Origin of the sequence: Pseudosporangium ferrugineum (assembly GCF_003002065.1) — a bacterium.
Taxonomy (GTDB): Bacteria; Actinomycetota; Actinomycetes; order Mycobacteriales; family Micromonosporaceae; genus Actinoplanes; species Actinoplanes ferrugineus_A.
This window is the reverse complement of the sequence record NZ_PVZG01000002.1, coordinates 488,213-504,216: the sequence shown is the minus strand read 5'-3', so window position 1 is coordinate 504,216 and position 16,004 is coordinate 488,213. Positions and strand designations below refer to the sequence as shown.

Below are 16,004 nucleotides of genomic sequence, written 5' to 3'. Positions count from 1 at the left end.
ACCGATCGGGAGGGGCACGACGTGAAGAGCAACGAAGAGATCGTCCGCGAGGCGTACCGGCTGGCGGAGGGATCGGTCCTGGACGGGCCCGGCTTCCGGGCCCTGTTCACCGAGGACGGATCGTTCCACGACATGCCGAACGCGCAGAGCTTCCGCGGCGACGAGATCCCCCTGGCGCTGACGGGCCTGGCCGGCGTCTTCCCCGACATCCACCGCGAGCTGCTCGAGCTGCACGCGATCGGTGAGGTCGTCGCCGTCGAGCTGCGCATTCAGGGAACGCATCTCGGCGCGTTCCCGACCCCGATCGGCGCCATCCCGCCGACCGGCAACCGGATCGACGTACCGACGGCGGATCTCTGGTACCTGCGGGACGGGAAGATCGAGCGGTTCCACTGCTACAACTCGGCGAACGTGCTGCTGGCCCAGATCGGGGCCGGCCCCGACTTCAGGTCCGCCATCGAGGCCGCGGCGGGCGGGCCAGCGGCCCCTACCGGACGGGGATGAGCGGCAGCCGGACGGCGGGAGGCAGGGGCGTCACGTCGCCGCTCGCGCGGAAGCCCTCGATGGCCAGCGCGGCGAAGCGCCGGGCCGCCGCCACCGCGCCCGCCTCGGAGGGGGCCCGGATGCCGTTGACCGCCATGAGGACGAGGACGAGGTCCTCCAGGACGAAGTCGCGGCGCAGGGCCCCGGCCTCCCGGGCGCGGCGGGCGAGGCCGCCGAGGGCGGTCAGGGCCCGCTCCCGGGTCGCGGTGAAGTCGATGGCGCCCGGGTAGGCCGTCAGGAACGCCACGGTGAAGCCGCGGTCGCGGACGTGCAGGTCGCAGAGGCGCTCGACCACCGTGCGGAAGCCCCGCCACGGGTCCGGGTCCGCCGCGCCCTCCGCGACGATCGCGCCGCAGGTGCCCATCTGCTCGGCGAAGGCGGCGACGACCAGCGACTCCTTGGTCGGGAACCGCCGGTACAGGGTCGCCGGGCCGACGCCGGCCCGGCGGGCGATCTCCCGCAGGGGCACGTCGAGCCCCTCGGCGGCGAACACCGCCCGGGCCACCGCGAGGATGCGGTCGCGGTTGTCGCGGGCGTCGGAGCGCAGCGGCTGAGGCAAAGGGGCGGTCACCGCTCTCACTTTAGCCAAGTGGACGGGGGCGTCCCGTTAGCGTCCGGGGCATGAGAGCACTGCAATTCTCCGAGTACGGCCCCAGCGACGTGCTGCGGGTCGCGGACGCGCCGGAACCGCACGCCGGACCGGGACAGATCCGCGTGAAGGTCCTCGCCTCGGGCGTCACGCCCGGCGACTGGTACCTGCGCTCCGGCCGGTTCCGCGACCGGCTCCCGATCCCCCTGCCGCACATCCCGGGGGTCGACGCCGCGGGCGTGGTGGACGAGGCCGGTGCGGGCGTGACCGGCGTACGGCCGGGCGACGAGGTCTTCGGGATGACCGACCTCGCCCGCCTCGGCGGCGCCAACGCCGGCTACGCCGTGCTGACCCTGTGGGCACCGAAGCCGGCCGCGTGGTCCTGGACGACGGCCGGGGGCGCGGCCGCGAACATCGAGACCGCCACCCGGGTCCTGGACCTGCTCGGCGTGCGGGAGGGCACCACGCTGCTGCTCGAGGGCGCGGCCGGCGGCGTGGGCACGATGGCGGTCCAGCTCGCGGCGGCCCGCGGGGCGACGGTGATCGGCACGGCGAGCACCCGCAACCACGACTTCCTGGCCGGGCTGGGCGCCACGCCGACCACGTACGGCCCGGGCCTGGCCGGGCGGGTCGCGGACCTGGCGCCCGGCGGGGTGGACGCCGTGTTCGACTGCGCCGGCTCGGGCTCCCTGCCGGACCTGGTGGCGCTGGCCGGCGGCCCCGCCCGGGTGGTCACCATCGCCGACCTGGACGCCGCGGCGCACGGAGTGCACCAGTCCCGTACCGGCGGCGGGCAGGGCGCCGATCCGCAGTCGGCCGGGGCCCTCGACGCGGCCGTGCGACTCGCCGGGCAGGGGCGGCTCACCGTCCCGGTCGCGGCGGTGTTCCCGCTGGCCGAGGCGGCGGCCGCGCACGAGCTCAGCGAGTCGGGCCACGCCCGCGGCAAGATCGTCCTCACTCCGTAGAGGCCGGCCCCTCCCCGTGGCAGCGTCGCGTCCTCGTCGAGCAGCGAGGTTTTACGTTGCAGTCGCATTGTCAAACGGTACGGTCGCGGCTCGGCGAGCTGCGCGAGGTGGGCGAGCGGCTGCAGGAGCACTTCGGCCCGCGGGCGCAGGCGGCCATGGAGTACGTGCTGGCCGACCCGCGGTTCGCGCCGGTCGCCGGATCGTCGCGCACCGGGGCGGCGAATGCGGCGGCGCTGCGGACCGCCGCCCGGGCCGCCACGCTGCTGCGGGGCATCGCCGGGCAGGACGAGATCCACGCGGGCCGCGGCGGCGGTGGCCCGGCTCGGCGACACCCCCGCGCCGCGCGACCTGCTGCGGACGATCATCACCGCCGTCCTGCCGCTGGACGCGGAGAGCCGCGACGACGGGCGGGTGGCGCTGGCGTTCCTCGCGTACACCGCGGTGCGGCCGGAGGCGGGGGCGTTGCGGGCGGACACCGCGGAGCTGAGCGGGTTCTTCGCGGGGCTGCTGCCCGTACGCGATCCGGAAGCCGCCGCCGCGGGCCTGCTGGCGCTGATGGAGGGTCTCGGGGTCTACCTGCTCGGTGGGCAGTACACCCCCGAGCGGGCGCCGGCCGCCCTCGACGCCCACCTCGACCTGCTGTTCAGTTCTCCTTGAGCGGAGCACCCGCGCGCCGATAGACCCGGCGTGCGGCTGCGGAGCAGGGGTGCCAGGGGCGGGTCACGGCTGTTCGTGGCGTATGCCGCCGCGAGCCTCGTGCCGGTCGCCGTGCTGGGCGTGGTGCTGGTCAACGGCTACCGCGACGACGCCGCGCGACAGGGCGAGGAGCAGGGCCGCGCGCAGGCCGTCGTCATCGAGGAGATGGCCGTCGCGCCCGCGCTGGAGGACGCCGACCTGACCTCCGGGCTGACCGTGGCGCAGCGCGACCGGCTCCAGGCCGCGACCGACTTCGCCATCTTCCACGGCTCGGTGCTGCGGATGCGGCTGCGCAGCTTCACCGGCCAGGTGGTCTTCTCCGACGACGGCTCCACGGCCGGCGGCATCCCCGTCTCCGATCCCGCGTTCACCACCGCCGCGGTGGGCCGCACCGACGTCGCCGTGGTCGCCGACCCCGAGCGCGGGCCCGGCGAGGTCATCCGGGTGCTCCAGCCCGTCGTCGCCAGCGCGTCCGGGCGCGCGATCGGGGTGCTGGAGCTCTACCTGCCGTACGAGAGCATCGCCGCGCGGCTCCGGGAGCAGCTGCGGATCACGTACTGGCGGCTCGGTGCCGGCCTGGTCGGCCTCTACCTGGTGCTGGCGCTGATCTCCTGGTCCACCACCCGGTCGCTGCGCCGCTACGCGGCCCGGCAGGAGTACGAGGCGATGCACGACGGGCTCACCGGGCTGCCGAACCGGGCGGCGTTCCGGGCCCGGGCGAAGGCGGCGCTGGAGACGGCTCCGCGCCGGGGCGCGGTGACCCTCGTCGACCTCAACCACTTCAAGGAGGTCAACGACACCCTCGGCCACCACGCCGGCGACGAGCTGCTGCGGGTGGTCGCGCACCGGCTGGTGTCCGCGCTGCGCCCCGAGGACACCGTCACCCGCCTCGGCGGCGACGAGTTCGGCCTGATCCTGCCCGGCGTCACCCCCGCCGAGGCGCCGGCGCTGCTCGCCCGTGCCCGGGACCGGCTCACCGAGGAGGTCGTGCTCGACGGCATCCCGCTGACCATCGAGGCCAGCTTCGGCGTCGCCGCGTACCCCGAGCACGGCACCGGCGTCGAGGAGCTGCTCCAGCGCGCCGACGCCGCCATGTACCAGGGCAAACGCGGCACCTCGGGGATCGTCGTGTACGCCGGCGGCGCCGTCGCGCACCCCACCCAGTGGCTGGTCGTGCAGGCCGAGCTGCGGCACGCCCTGGAACGCGACGAGCTGGTGCTGCACTACCAGCCGAAGATCCGCCTCTCCGACGGCGAGATCTGCGGCGTGGAGGCCCTGGTCCGCTGGCACCATCCCGTACGCGGGCTGCTGCCGCCGGCCGACTTCCTGCCCGCCGCCGAGCAGTCCGGGCTGATCCAGCCGCTGACCGCCTGGGTGCTGCGCCGGGCCCTGGCCGACCAGCGGGACTGGACCACGGCCGGGCGGAGCTGGCCGGTGGCGGTCAACGTCTCCGCCCGCAACCTGGACGAGCCGGACTTCGCGGGCTTCGTCGCCGGGGCGCTCGCCGAGACCGGCACCCCCGCCGACCAGCTCATGCTCGAGGTGACCGAGACCGCGCTGGCCGGCGACACCGCGATCGCCACCCGGACCGTGGTCGACCTCGTCGCGCTCGGCGCGGGGGTGGCCGTCGACGACTTCGGCGTCGGCTACACCAGCCTCTCGCAGCTGCGGAACATCCCGGTCTCCGAGATCAAGATCGACCGGGTCTTCGTCAGCAGCCTCGGCCGCGACCCGCAGAGCGAGGCCATCGTGCGCTCGGTGATCGAACTCGCGCACGGACTGGGCTGCTGGGTGACCGCGGAGGGGGTGGAGAGCCCCGAGGTCCGGCGCTGGCTCGAGGACGCCGGCTGCGACGCGGCCCAGGGCTCGCTGCTCGCACCGCCCCTGACCTGGAACGACCTGATCGAGAGCACGACCGGCGACGTCCGGCGGGACCTGCCCGCCGTCGCGCGATCCTAAGGAGGCACCGCCATGAGGAAGCTGACCAGGACCGGGCTCGCGCTGACCGGCGTCGTGCTGGCGGTCGTCTCCGGCGGCTGCGGCACCGGCGAGGCCGGCGGCGGCACGACCGGCGCCGGCACGGTCGCGCTGGACCGGGCGCTGCACGACGCGCTGCCCCAGGAGATCCGCGACAGCGGCGTGATCCGGCTCGCCACCGACCCCAGCTACGCGCCGATGGAGTCGTACGGCACCGACGGGCGTACCGTCATCGGGTTCGATCCCGACCTGGCCGCCGCCCTCGGCGCGGTGCTCGGCGTCAAGGTGGAGATGGTCCCCGCGGACTTCGACACCGCGCTCGGCGAGGCCAAGAACGGCGCCTACGACGGGGTGCTCTCGGCGATGACCGACACGGCCGAGCGGGAGAAGAAGGCCGACTTCATCAACTACTTCGCCGCCGGTACGTCGATCGTCGTGCAACGCGGCAACCCGCGCGGCGTCATCGACCTCAAGGACCTGTGCGGGCAGGTCGTCGCCGTCGAGAAGGGCACCATCCAGGTCGACCTGCTGCAACGCTCGCAGCCCGGGTGCGGCGCGCGGCCGATCACCATCCGCACGTACAAGACGAACTCGGACGCGGTGCTCCAGCTGCGGACCGGCCGGGCGGTCGCGAGCCTCACCGACTACCCGCCGGCGGTGCACCTGACCACCGACGCGCGGACCCGGGCGTACTTCCAGCTCGCCTCGACCGTGCAGTACGAGCCCGGCCTCTACGGCCTCGCCGTGCCCAAGGGCCGCACCGGCCTGCGGGACAGCCTGCGCGACGCGCTCGACCGGCTGATCCGCTCCGGCGCGTACGCGGAGCTGCTCGAACGCTGGGGGCTGGGCAGCGGCGCGCTGACCGCGTCGTCGATCAACGCGGGCGGCGGGGAGTCCGGCACGGACTGAGCCCGGCGCGGGCGGCGGGGAGTCCGGCACGGACTGAGCCCGGCGCGGGCGGCGGGGAGTCCGGCACGGACTGAGCCCGGCGCGGGCGGCGGGGAGTCCGGCACGGACTGAGCCCGGCGCGGGCGGCGGGGAGTCCGGCACGGACTGAGCCCGGCGCGGGCCTACACTCGCGGGGTGCCGCCCCCGGTCCCCCTGCTGCTCGTGCTCGACGGGAACAGTCTGGTGCATCGCGCGTACCACGCGGGTGCGGCGGACGGGTTCCTCGACGGCGACGGCCGGCCGGTGTGGGCGCTGCGGGGGCTCGTCGGGTACATCGCGCGGGCCGCGGCGTACCTGCGGCCGGACGCGCTGATCGTCGGCTTCGACTGCCCCGAGGACTCCGCCCGGCGCGCCGACTACCCGGCGTACAAGGCGCACCGGCCGGAGAAGCCCGCCGACCTCAGCGAGCAGATCGCCGGGGCGCCCGGGCTGCTGGCCGCCGCCGGGGTGCGCACGGTGGTGCCGCGCGCGTACGAGGCCGACGACGTGCTGGCCAGCTCCGCGGCCCACGCCCGGCGGCACGGCTGGCGCTCGGTGCTGATGACCAGCGACCGGGACGCGTTCGCCCTCATCGACGAGACCACCTCGGTGCTGCGGGTGCGCAACGGCGGCTTCGACGAGGCGGTCCTGGTCGACGCGGCCGGGCTGCCCGAGCTGTGCGGCGTCGAGCCGTGGCAGTACAGGGACTTCGCGGCCCTGCGTGGCGACCCGTCCGACAACCTGCCCGGGGTCCGCGGCTTCGGCGCGGCCACCGCCGCCAAGCTGCTCGCGGCCTTCGGCACGGTCGACGGCGCGTGGGCCGCCCTGGACGCGGGCGAGGAGCACCTGGTGCGCGAGGCGGTGGGCGACAAGGCCGCGGCACAGCTCGCCGCCGACGGCGTACGGGACCTGATCGACCGCAACCGGCGGCTCATGCGGATGCGCACCGACCTGGACCTGCCCGACCTGGAGTCCACCCGGCTGCCGCTGAGCCTGGCCGGCTTCCGCCGGGCGCTGCGCCCGCGCGGGATCAACCTGGGGCCGTCGCTGTGGGCGCTCACCGGCGGCGTGCCGCCGCAGCGCGAACCCCGCGACGAGGACCCGATCCCCGAGCTGCGGCCCTGGGTGATCCGCGGCGGGCTGAGCGGGCGCCGCGATCCCACCCCGGGCCAGCTGTCGCTTTTCTAACGCACCGTACGCAGGTCCAGCGTGTGCCGGACGAAGCTCTCCTGGCTGCCGGTCGACCACCACAGCACGCCGTTGCGGTACGTCACGCTGCCCGCGTCGGGGCTGACCTGCACGGTGCGCCGGGTGCCGGTCTCGTGCACCAGCAGCTCGGCGTTGCCGGTCAGCTCCGCCGTACGCCCGATCGTGACGAAGACCTCGAACCGGTCCAGCGGCGCCACGTCGACGATCTCGGTCGCCGCCGTGCCGCCGGCCACCTCCCGGCGGTCGCCGCCGCCGGGGCGCATCAGCTCGATCCGGCTGTAGCCCTCGTCGTCCAGCGACACGATGCGGCACCAGACCGGGCTGCAGCCCACCGTGCCCCTCCGCGGCCGGGCCACCGCCACGTCCGCACCGGTCGCGAGGTTGCGCAGGGTCGTGGCGCCCCGCGTGTCGGCGATCCCGTCGACCAGCCAGGGCCAGCTCAGCAGGCGCCACGTCCCGGGCACCACGCGGACGTCGACCGGGCCGCCCGCGAGCGCCACCGCACGCACCTCGGTCGCCCCGCCCGGCCCCGCCGCGACCCAGTGCAGCCGCCCGTCCGCGAACACCAGGTCGTCGTCCGACCGGTAGAACCGCGCCTGCCCGGCGTCCGCGGTGATCCGGCGCGCGGGGCCGCCCGCCACCGCGGCGCCCCACACCTCGAGGACACCCCCGTCCGTACGCTCGAACCAGACGAACCGGCCACCGGCGACCGTGAGGGTCTGGAACGACGGGTTCCTCGCCGACGGCAGCGCCCGCAGCAGCCGCACCGAGCCGTCCGCGGCGCGCACGACGAGCCGCAACGTCCGGCCGTCCCGGCTGCGGGCGGTGCCGGCCGACGTCCGCGCGTCGACGAACACCCCCGGCTCGTACGCGGTGCCGTCCGCCAAATCCGCCGGGAGGCTCGCCCGTTGCACCCCCGGCCAGGCCACGGCCGCCGGCGCGGGAGGCGTGCGGCGCCCGTACGCGGCCGGCGGCACCGCGAGCAGCAGGGCCCCGGCGGCGAGCGCGGCGAGCAGCCCCACACCGGGCCGCGGGCGGCGGTCTCGCGGCACGGCACACCTCCGGTCAGGGTCCGCCGATAGTACTGCGCGCTGTGGTGTGACCGGCCCGCGCACGTGGGTAGTGTGAGGTCGTGAGCGGGGCGGACGCGGACGACGACGGGGACGGGCGGAGGGCGGCGGACTTGAGCGAGCGGGAACGCCGGATTGCCGCACGGGAACACGCCGCCGACGCCCGCGACCGCCTCGCCGACGCCCGCGACCACCATGCCGCCGCTCGCGACCACCGTGCCGACGCCCGCGACCAGCTCGCCGACGCCCGCGAGCGGCTCGCCGATCGTCGTGAGCTCGAGGCCGACGCCCGGGAGGCCGCCGCCAACCAGCGCGAACGGCTGCTCGACGAGGACGCCGGCCGGCAGGACAGCCGCGTCGTCGACCCGATCGAACGCTTCCGCGGCGCCATCGAGCGCACCTCGGCGAAGACCGGCCGCAGCAACGAGTTCCTGCACCGCTCCCGCGAGGCCGTCCAGCGCGGCGCCGACCGCATGGACCGGCTGCGCGACGGCGCCGGCCGCACCGCCCCCGGCGACGACAGCGACGCCGACGCCGACGATTAGGCCGGTTCGGAGCCGCTGACGGCGGCGATTTACGCCGGTTCGGAGCCGCTGGTGGCGGTGGCGATTAGGCCGGTTCGGAGCCGCTGGTGGCGGTGGATGGGTCGGTGACAGGAATCCGACTGCCACCCGTCCGGGCGCACCCGGGAACCGAAGTCCTCCCGCAGGCACCCCTACGGGAGGACAGTGATGACCCCACTTCTCCGCCGACGGCGCCGGGCTCTGCCCGGTCTCGCCGCCGGCCTCGTGCTCGCCGCGTCCGTCGCGGCCCTCGGACCGCAGTCCTCCGTGGCCTCCAGCCACCGCGAGGCACCGCTGACGGCCGCGGATCCCGCCGCCGACACCACCGACCTGTACGCCTTCGTCAGCCCCGAACGCCCCGGCTACGTCACGTTCATCGCCAACTGGATCCCGTTCGAGGACCCCGACGGCGGCCCCAACTTCTACCCGTTCGCCACCGACGCCGCGTACCTGATCAATGTGGACAGCGACGGCGACGCCAAGGCGGATGCCGTCTTCCGCTGGACCTTCTCCACCGAGGACCGCCGCGGCAACCGGACCTTCCTCTACAACGACGGGCCGGTCACCTCGCTCAACGACAAGAACCTGCTCTTCCGGCAGACGTACAAGCTCGAGTCGTCGTTCGGCGGCGCGCCGTTCAAGACCCGGGTGACCGGCGCGCCGGTGGCACCGTCGCGGATCGGCGCGGCGTCGATGCCGGACTACGGCAAGCTGCGCGACCAGGCCACGATCCAGCTCGACGGCGGGTGGAAACTGTTCGCCGGGCAGGCCGACGACCCGTTCTTCCTCGACCTGCGCGTCTTCGACCTGCTCTACGGCGGCGACCTGAGCGAGACGGGCCGCGACACCCTCGCCGGCTACAACGTCAACAGCGTCGCCATCCAGGTGCCGTTCAAGGACGTGGCCCTCGGCGGCGACGCGAAACGCAACCCGGTCATCGGGATCTGGACCACGACCGAACGCAACCGGGTACGCCTCACCGGCTCCCCCGCGAAGGTCGGCGACGACCGGGTGCAGGTCTCCCGCCTGGGCAACCCGCTGGTCAACGAGGTGGTGGTGCCGGCCGGGCTCAAGGACGCCTTCAACGCCCTGCCCCCGCACCGCGACGCCGGCGTGCCCGCCGTGGTCGACCGGGTCCGCCGCCCCGAACTGCCGAAACTCATCGAAGGCGTGTACGGGATCCCCGCCCCGAAGACCCCCCGCAACGACCTCGTCGAGATCTTCCTGACCGGCGTCACGACCAAGGCCGGCGGCCCGATCAAGGCGGACCTGAACTCGCAGCTCAACAACCGTGACGTCGACCCCGGCCGGTTCCGCCCCTCGGAGATGCTGCGGCTGAACCTGGGCGTACCGGTGGCGGACCGGCCCGACCGTCTCGGCGTCCTCAAGGGCGACCTCCAGGGCTTCCCCAACGGCCGCCGGCTCACCGACGACGCCGTGGACATCTCGGTGCAGGCCGTCGAGGGCGCCGCCCAGTCGGGCAAACTCGTCGCCGCGCTGGCCGCCGGCGACGGCGTCGACGCCAACGACGCCGAGTTCGGCACGGACTTCCCGTACCTCGCCCTGCCCAACCAGACCCGGGGCACGGCCGCGATCGAGAAGCCCGCATCCCGCTCCGCCCTGCGCCCGGCCTCCGCCTCCACCCAGGACTCCCCCGGCACGGGAACGCGAGCCCGGTACGTCCTGGTGGCGGCCACCGCCGGCTCGGGCCTGCTCCTGGTGGTGGGCACCTGGTACTGGCTGGTCCGGCGCCGCCGCATCCTGCCCGACGACACCGCCCGGTTCTGAGGAGGGCAGGTCCCGATGCACCGGCTCGCACGCACCTCTGCCCTGGTCGTCACCGCGGCGGCCCTGGTCTTCACCGCCGGGGCCGTCCTCGGCCCACCCGAACCCACCACCCCGGCCCCGGCCCTCGCCGACGCCCAAGCCATTGCTTCGGACCGCCGAACCGGTCCGGCTTCGGAGGTCCGGCACGGCACGGCTTCGGCCGGGCGGCCCGATCCGGCTCCGGGCGCGGGTCAGGGTGGGCGGCCCGGCGCCGGCTCGCACGGGCCGGCCGCCGGTTCCGACGGGCGCGCCGCGGGCGGATCGAATGCCGGGCCCGGCGCGGGACCTGACGCGCCGATCGGTCCCGATCGGGCGGGCGAGACCATCGCGCGGGCTCAGCGGCGTCTTCGGGACCTGCCCAAGGATTACCGCACCTGGGCGGAGCTCGGGCTCGCCTACGTCGAGCGGGCCCGGGTCACCGCCGACCCCGCGCTGTACCCCAAGGCGGAGGGGGCGTTGCGGCGCTCGCTGGCCGTACGCCCCCGCGGCAACCCGGAGGCTCTCACCGGCCTCGGCGCCCTGGCCAACGCCCGGCACGACTTCGCCGCGGCACGCGACCGGGCGCGGGCCGCGCTGCGCGACAACCCGTGGAGCGCCGACGCGTACGGGGTCCTCGCCGACGCCCACACCCAGCTCGGCGACGCGGCCGCCGCCACCCGCGCCGTGCAGCGGATGCTCGACCTGCGCCCGGGGCTGGCCGCGTACGCCCGGGCCTCGTACGACCTGGAGCAACGCGGCGACCTCGCCGGCGCCACCGCGCTGATGCGGCGGGCCCTGGACGCCGCGACCGACCCGGCCGACGTCGCGTTCTGCCGCAACCAGCTCGGCGACCTCGCCTGGGCGTCCGGCGACCCCCGGGCGGCGGGCGCCGAGTACGCCGCCGGCCTCGCCGCCGCGCCGTCCTATCAACCGCTGCTGCGCGGCCGCTCCCGGGTCGCCGCCGCCACCGGCAACCTCACGGCCGCACTCACCGACGCCGCGACGGTGGCCGCCCGCACGCCGACCCCGGACAGCCTGATGGAGTACGCCACCCTGCTGCGCCTGGCCGGCCGCACCGACGAGGCGGAGCGGCAGCTCACCCTGGCCGACGCCGCACACCGCCTGTTCGAGGCCGGCGGCGGCCGCGACGACCTGACCGGCGCCCTCCTCGCCCTCGCCCGCGGTGACGCCCCCGCGGCGGTCCGCCTTGCCCGCGCCGAGTACGCCCGCCGCCCCTTCGCCGACGTCGCCGACACCCTCGGCCTGGCACTCCACACCGCGGGCCAGGACCGTCAGGCCCTCCCGTACGCCCGCCGAGCCGTGACCGCGGGCCCCCGCAACGCCGCGTACGCCTATCACCTCGCCCTGATCTCCCTCGGCACCGGCGACCTGCCCACCGCCCGCGAACAACTCCGCCGCGTCCGCGCCCTCAACCCGTACTTCTCGCCCGTGGACGGCCCGACCGCCGCCCGCGCCCTCGCGGCCACGGAGGCCCAGCCATGAAACGCCTGCTCGTCGTGGCCGCACTGGCCGTGCCCGCATTCGCCACCCTCCCGTCCGCCCCGGCATCGGCCCACCCCCTCGGCAACTTCTCGGTCAACCGCTACGCGGCCCTGACCCTCCACCCCGACCACATCGAAGCCACCGTCGCCGCCGACCTGGCCGAACTCCCCACCCTCCAGGCCCCACCCGCGACCTGCGAGGAGGCATCCACAGCCCTGAAGGTCACCGCCGGCACAACCCCCCTGACCTGGACGATCACGACCACCTCCTTCACGTACGCCCAGGGCGCCGGAGGCCTCCGCACCAGCCGCCTCACCTGCACCCTGACCGCCCCGGCCCCCCTGAACACCCCGACGCGAATATCGATAACCAACACCTTCCGCGACACCCACATCGGCTGGCGCGAACTGGTCGCCTCAGGAGCCGGCCTCCGCCTGGAAAACTCACCCCTACCGACAACGGGAGTCAGCGACGAACTCCGCCACTACCCCACCGACCTCCTGACCTCACCCCCCGACACCCGCGAAGCAACCTTCCGCACCCTCCCGTACGCCCCGGCCCTCTCCACCACCGGCAACCCGGACACCACCACAGCCCCTGCCGCCGGCGGCCCGGACACCACCGCACCCCTTGCCAGCGGCGGCCCGGACACCACGGCGGCCTCTCCCGCTGGCAGCTCGGACACCCCGCCCCCCGCCTCCGGCAGCTCGGACACCCTGCCCCCCAACTCGGACACCCCGCCCCCTGCCGCTGGCGGCTCGGACACCACCGTGCCCTCTGCCGCCGGCGGCACGGACTCCACCGCGGCTCCGGCACCCGGCGGGCACGACTCTCGTCCGGCGGAGACGACCGCAACGTCCGCCTTCCTGCCAGGACCGCTGGCAAGCGCCGAACGGTGGCTCACCGACGCAGCCGCCGGGCGGGCCACGACCCCACTGGTGGGAATCCTCGCGGTCCTCCTGGCCCTCGTCCTCGGCGCGGCCCACGCCGCCCTCCCGGGCCACGGAAAGACCGTGATGGCCGCCTACCTCGCCGGCAGCCAGGGCAGACCCCGAGATGCGATCGCGGTAGGCGCCACAGTGACGGCGACCCACACCGGCGGCGTCCTGGCCCTCGGCCTCCTCCTGACCACCACAGCCGGAATCGCCGGAGAAGCAGTCCTGAGCTGGCTCGGCGTGGCCTCCGGCACCCTGGTGACAGCAATCGGCGCAGCCACCCTCCTCACAACACTCCGCCGACGCCACCGCGAGCACAGGCGCCACCTCCCCGACAACGCGCAACAGGACCACGACCACGGGCCCCACAACCACCCCGACAACGCGCAGCACGACCACGCGCACGGCCCTCAGCGCCACAACAACGAGCCGCACGACCACGACCACGGGCCCCACAACCACCCCGACAACGCGCAGCACGACCACGCGCACGGCCCTCAGCGCCACAACAATGGGCCACACGACCACGACCACGGGCCTCAGCACCACCACGACAGTCCCCTCCACGGAAATGGACGACACCACCACGGACATGGGCACCACGGGCCGGGCCGGTGGGGTCTCGCCGGGATGGGGATTGCCGGGGGGCTGGTGCCCAGTCCCACCGCGCTCGTCGTGTTGCTCGGTGCGGCTGCGCTGGGGCATACCGTCTTCGGGGTCCTGCTGGTGCTCGCCTACGGTCTGGGCATGGCCGCAACGCTGACCGCCGCGGGTCTGCTCCTCGTGCGGGTACGCGACCGCCTCGGCGACCGGTTCCGCCTGGCGGCCCGCTGGCGCACGGCGGGTCCCACGGCAACCGCCGCCTTCATCGTGGTGGTCGGTCTTGGCCTGGCCGGCCGCGCGCTCGCCGGACTCGCGTGAGGACACGGCAGGGCCACTCCCGATAGTCGACGGTGCAGGCGCAGGCCGGCCGACGCCGTCGCGACGCCGCACGAAGGCCCCGGCAGAGCACGTAGATGCCGTGGGCGGACCGGCGACCATCGGCAACGGCGAAGGCGGCGTGGCCGGCGGCGTCGGCGTGGCCGTCGGCGTCGGCGGCGTCGAGGGCGTCGACGGCGTCGACGGCGTCGAGGGTGGGACCGTTGCCGGGAATGGAACTGGCCGACGGGCGCTCTGGGGAGGTGCCGTTGCCAGCCGTCCGGTCAGCGAGCCGTGCGGTGATCTGGCCGGCGAGCCGTGCGGTGGACCAGCCTGCGAGCCGTGCGGTGGTCCGGGCAGCGAGCCGTGCGGTGGTCCGGCCGGCCTTCCAGGTGAGAGGCCGGGTCGGATCGGGTTGGCGGGGCGGGCCCGGTGGAGGCGCTCGGCGTGGCGGCGTTTCAGGCCCCAGTCGCGGTGGCGCTCGTGGGTGCGGCGGAACTCGTCGCGGGTGGGCGAAAAGGCGCGCGACCTCGTCCGGTCCCGCATTCGGGCCAGTTCCGAGGTGGTGAACAACTGTAGCTGCCGCACCGGCCAATCATCCCGGATCCCTGGCGGCATCGGCACGTTCGGAGCGCTCTTGATCATGCCAAAATCGCGGGGCCTGCCGAGTTGACAAGACTCCAGATTCGCACTAATGCACCTCCATTCCCGCATTGCATCCGTCACTGGAATGCGATCCGATTGGCTTCTTATATGCGGCGAGGGCTATGGTCGAGGCAGCTCCGATCCGGCAATGCGGTGGATCCGCGGGTCGCCGCTCTCGAGCGGGCGGGGCTGGCAGTGGAGACGACGTCAGGAGCGGGCCGGGTGGTGGCCGGCGGCCATGACGGGCTCTCAGGTGAGCGGTCGGAGCAAGGAGGATCTCGAGTGAGCTGTCTGCACTCGTCGAAGATCACGCCGCCCCTGGAGTCGTGCCGGGGATTGGCACGTAGTGGTCGTGATGCTGTCCGAGGCTGGAGGACGGAGTGGCGGATCAGACCACCCGGCGTCAGCCGCCTCTCCGCCGTGGGGCTTCCGGTTCGCTCCTCGCCCGGAGCCCGTCACGTCCAGGCGGCGGACCAGTCTCCGGCGGCTCGGGGGCGGGCGGGAATCAGGTGGTGGGGTCGTCGGTTGGGGCGAGGGTGAAGAAGAAGATCGGGTTTTTGTCCTTCGGGCATTGGCGAAACGCGGCGGGGTCGCAGACACGTACTGCTGCCGATGCACTCATTCAAACTATTGAGTTGGCTCAGGCCGCCGAGGAGGTGGGGATCGACGGGGCTTTCGTGCGGGTGCATCATTTCGAGCGGCAGTTGGCGTCGCCATTTCCTCTGCTCTCCGCTATTGCCGCCCGGACGTCGCGGATCGAGATGGGAACCGGCGTTATTGATATGCGGTACGAGAATCCGCTGTACATGGCCGAGGAGGCCGCTGCCACCGATCTCATCAGCGGTGGGCGGCTTCAGCTCGGGGTGAGCCGTGGATCGCCGGAGACCGTTCTTCGGGGGGCCGAGGCGTTCGGGTATGTGCCGCCCGACGGGGAAGACGCCGCCGATATGGCTCGGCGGAAGACCGAAGTGTTTCTCGCCGCGATCGACGGGACCGCCGTGGCCCGGACCGATCCGGCGCGCACCGGGATCAGCGGTGGGCTGGCGATCCAGCCGCAGGCGCCCGGGTTGCGGCAGCGGATCTGGTGGGGTGCGGGGACCCGGGCCACCGCGCAGTGGGCGGCCGGGCTGGGCGTGAACCTGCAGAGTTCCACGCTGCTGACCGAGGACACCGGCGTACCGTTCGACCGGCTTCAGGCCGAACAGATCGAGCTGTTCCGGCAGGCTTGGAAGGAGCACGGGCACGAGCACGAGCCGCTGGTCTCCGTCTCGCGCAGCGTGCTGCCCATCACCGAGGACATCGACCGGATCTACTTCGGCGATCAGGCCCAGGAAGACCAGGTGGGGTTGCTGGAGGGGGTGCGGTCACGGTTCGGGCGGACGTACGCGGGAGAGCCCGACAAGATCGCCGCCGAGCTGGCCGCGGACGAGGCCGTGCGGGCCGCCGACACGGTTCTGTTCACCGTGCCGAACCAGCTGGGGGTGGAATACAACGCGCGGATCCTCGCCACGATCGCGGAACACATCGCGCCGGCCTTCGGGTGGGCACGGGCATGAACGGGAAGCCTGAGCGGCGCGCCGCCGGCCTCCGCGCGCTCAGCACAGGCGGGGGCGGAGGCACGCGGGCATGGGCGCAGGCACGGGTGCAGGTGCGGGCGT

Annotated in this window: 14 protein-coding genes; 11 read left to right on the top strand and 3 right to left on the bottom strand. The window is 74.4% G+C overall.

Annotated elements, in window-relative coordinates; translation table 11 throughout:
• Positions 1-21: 21 nt before the first annotated feature.
• A complete protein-coding gene (locus tag CLV70_RS06440) occupies positions 22-504 on the top strand; it encodes an ester cyclase (RefSeq protein WP_106125418.1) in 483 nt (160 codons plus the stop codon).
• Here CLV70_RS06440 and CLV70_RS41675 read toward each other — a convergent pair.
• Positions 488-1,114, bottom strand: a complete 627-nt coding sequence (locus CLV70_RS41675) for a TetR/AcrR family transcriptional regulator (RefSeq protein WP_211303654.1) — start codon at positions 1,112-1,114, stop codon at positions 488-490. The two genes, CLV70_RS06440 and CLV70_RS41675, sit on opposite strands and share 17 nt — an antisense overlap.
• Before the next feature lie 50 nt (positions 1,115-1,164).
• Here CLV70_RS41675 and CLV70_RS06430 point away from each other — a divergent pair, with 50 nt between their 5' ends.
• Positions 1,165-2,097, top strand: a complete 933-nt coding sequence (locus tag CLV70_RS06430; protein ID WP_106125416.1) for an NADP-dependent oxidoreductase — start codon at positions 1,165-1,167, stop codon at positions 2,095-2,097.
• Between the two features lie 70 nt (positions 2,098-2,167).
• Here the strand turns inward: CLV70_RS06430 and CLV70_RS40075 are convergent, their stop codons facing one another.
• Positions 2,168-2,371: a hypothetical protein gene (locus CLV70_RS40075; protein WP_170148572.1), complete on the bottom strand. Its 204-nt coding sequence runs from the start codon at positions 2,369-2,371 to the stop codon at positions 2,168-2,170.
• 38 nt (positions 2,372-2,409) lie between these two features.
• Between CLV70_RS40075 and CLV70_RS06420 the strand changes: the two genes are divergently transcribed.
• The 4 genes from CLV70_RS06420 to CLV70_RS06405 all read left to right on the top strand — a co-directional run bounded on the left by CLV70_RS06420 (position 2,410) and on the right by CLV70_RS06405 (position 6,885).
• On the top strand, positions 2,410-2,754 hold the full coding sequence (locus tag CLV70_RS06420) for a TetR family transcriptional regulator C-terminal domain-containing protein (protein WP_245908062.1): 345 nt from the start codon (positions 2,410-2,412) through the stop codon (positions 2,752-2,754).
• A gap of 30 nt (positions 2,755-2,784) precedes the next feature.
• The gene (locus tag CLV70_RS06415) at positions 2,785-4,752 is read left to right on the top strand and encodes a putative bifunctional diguanylate cyclase/phosphodiesterase (RefSeq protein WP_106125413.1); all 1,968 of its coding nucleotides are present in this window, start codon (positions 2,785-2,787) and stop codon (positions 4,750-4,752) included.
• Between the two features lie 12 nt (positions 4,753-4,764).
• Positions 4,765-5,679 carry an ABC transporter substrate-binding protein gene (locus tag CLV70_RS06410; protein ID WP_106125412.1) on the top strand — a complete coding sequence of 305 codons (915 nt, stop codon included), beginning with the start codon at positions 4,765-4,767 and terminating at the stop codon, positions 5,677-5,679.
• Positions 5,680-5,853: 174 nt separating this feature from the next.
• Positions 5,854-6,885, top strand: a complete 1,032-nt coding sequence (locus CLV70_RS06405) for a 5'-3' exonuclease (RefSeq protein ID WP_106125411.1) — start codon at positions 5,854-5,856, stop codon at positions 6,883-6,885.
• Here CLV70_RS06405 and CLV70_RS06400 read toward each other — a convergent pair.
• Complete coding sequence (locus CLV70_RS06400) at positions 6,882-7,958, bottom strand: hypothetical protein (protein ID WP_245908061.1); 1,077 nt, start codon at positions 7,956-7,958, stop codon at positions 6,882-6,884. The two genes, CLV70_RS06405 and CLV70_RS06400, sit on opposite strands and share 4 nt — an antisense overlap.
• Before the next feature lie 80 nt (positions 7,959-8,038).
• On the opposite strand from CLV70_RS06400, the gene CLV70_RS06395 reads away from it, so the two are divergent.
• The 5 genes from CLV70_RS06395 to CLV70_RS06360 all read left to right on the top strand — a co-directional run bounded on the left by CLV70_RS06395 (position 8,039) and on the right by CLV70_RS06360 (position 15,902).
• Entirely contained in the window at positions 8,039-8,521 is a 483-nt protein-coding gene (locus CLV70_RS06395; protein WP_106125409.1) for a hypothetical protein, read from the top strand.
• A 186-nt stretch (positions 8,522-8,707) separates the two neighbouring features.
• Positions 8,708-10,327, top strand: coding sequence for a DUF4331 domain-containing protein (locus tag CLV70_RS06390; RefSeq protein WP_106125408.1), 1,620 nt, complete (start codon positions 8,708-8,710; stop codon positions 10,325-10,327).
• Positions 10,328-10,342: 15 nt separating this feature from the next.
• On the top strand, positions 10,343-11,848 hold the full coding sequence (locus tag CLV70_RS06385; protein ID WP_106125407.1) for a tetratricopeptide repeat protein: 1,506 nt from the start codon (positions 10,343-10,345) through the stop codon (positions 11,846-11,848).
• Positions 11,845-13,704 carry a nickel/cobalt transporter gene (locus tag CLV70_RS40325; RefSeq protein ID WP_146163978.1) on the top strand — a complete coding sequence of 620 codons (1,860 nt, stop codon included), beginning with the start codon at positions 11,845-11,847 and terminating at the stop codon, positions 13,702-13,704. Before CLV70_RS06385 ends, CLV70_RS40325 begins: the two co-directional genes overlap by 4 nt.
• A 1,178-nt stretch (positions 13,705-14,882) precedes the next feature.
• Positions 14,883-15,902 carry an LLM class flavin-dependent oxidoreductase gene (locus CLV70_RS06360; protein WP_106125625.1) on the top strand — a complete coding sequence of 340 codons (1,020 nt, stop codon included), beginning with the start codon at positions 14,883-14,885 and terminating at the stop codon, positions 15,900-15,902.
• The last annotated feature ends 102 nt before the right edge of the window (positions 15,903-16,004 follow it).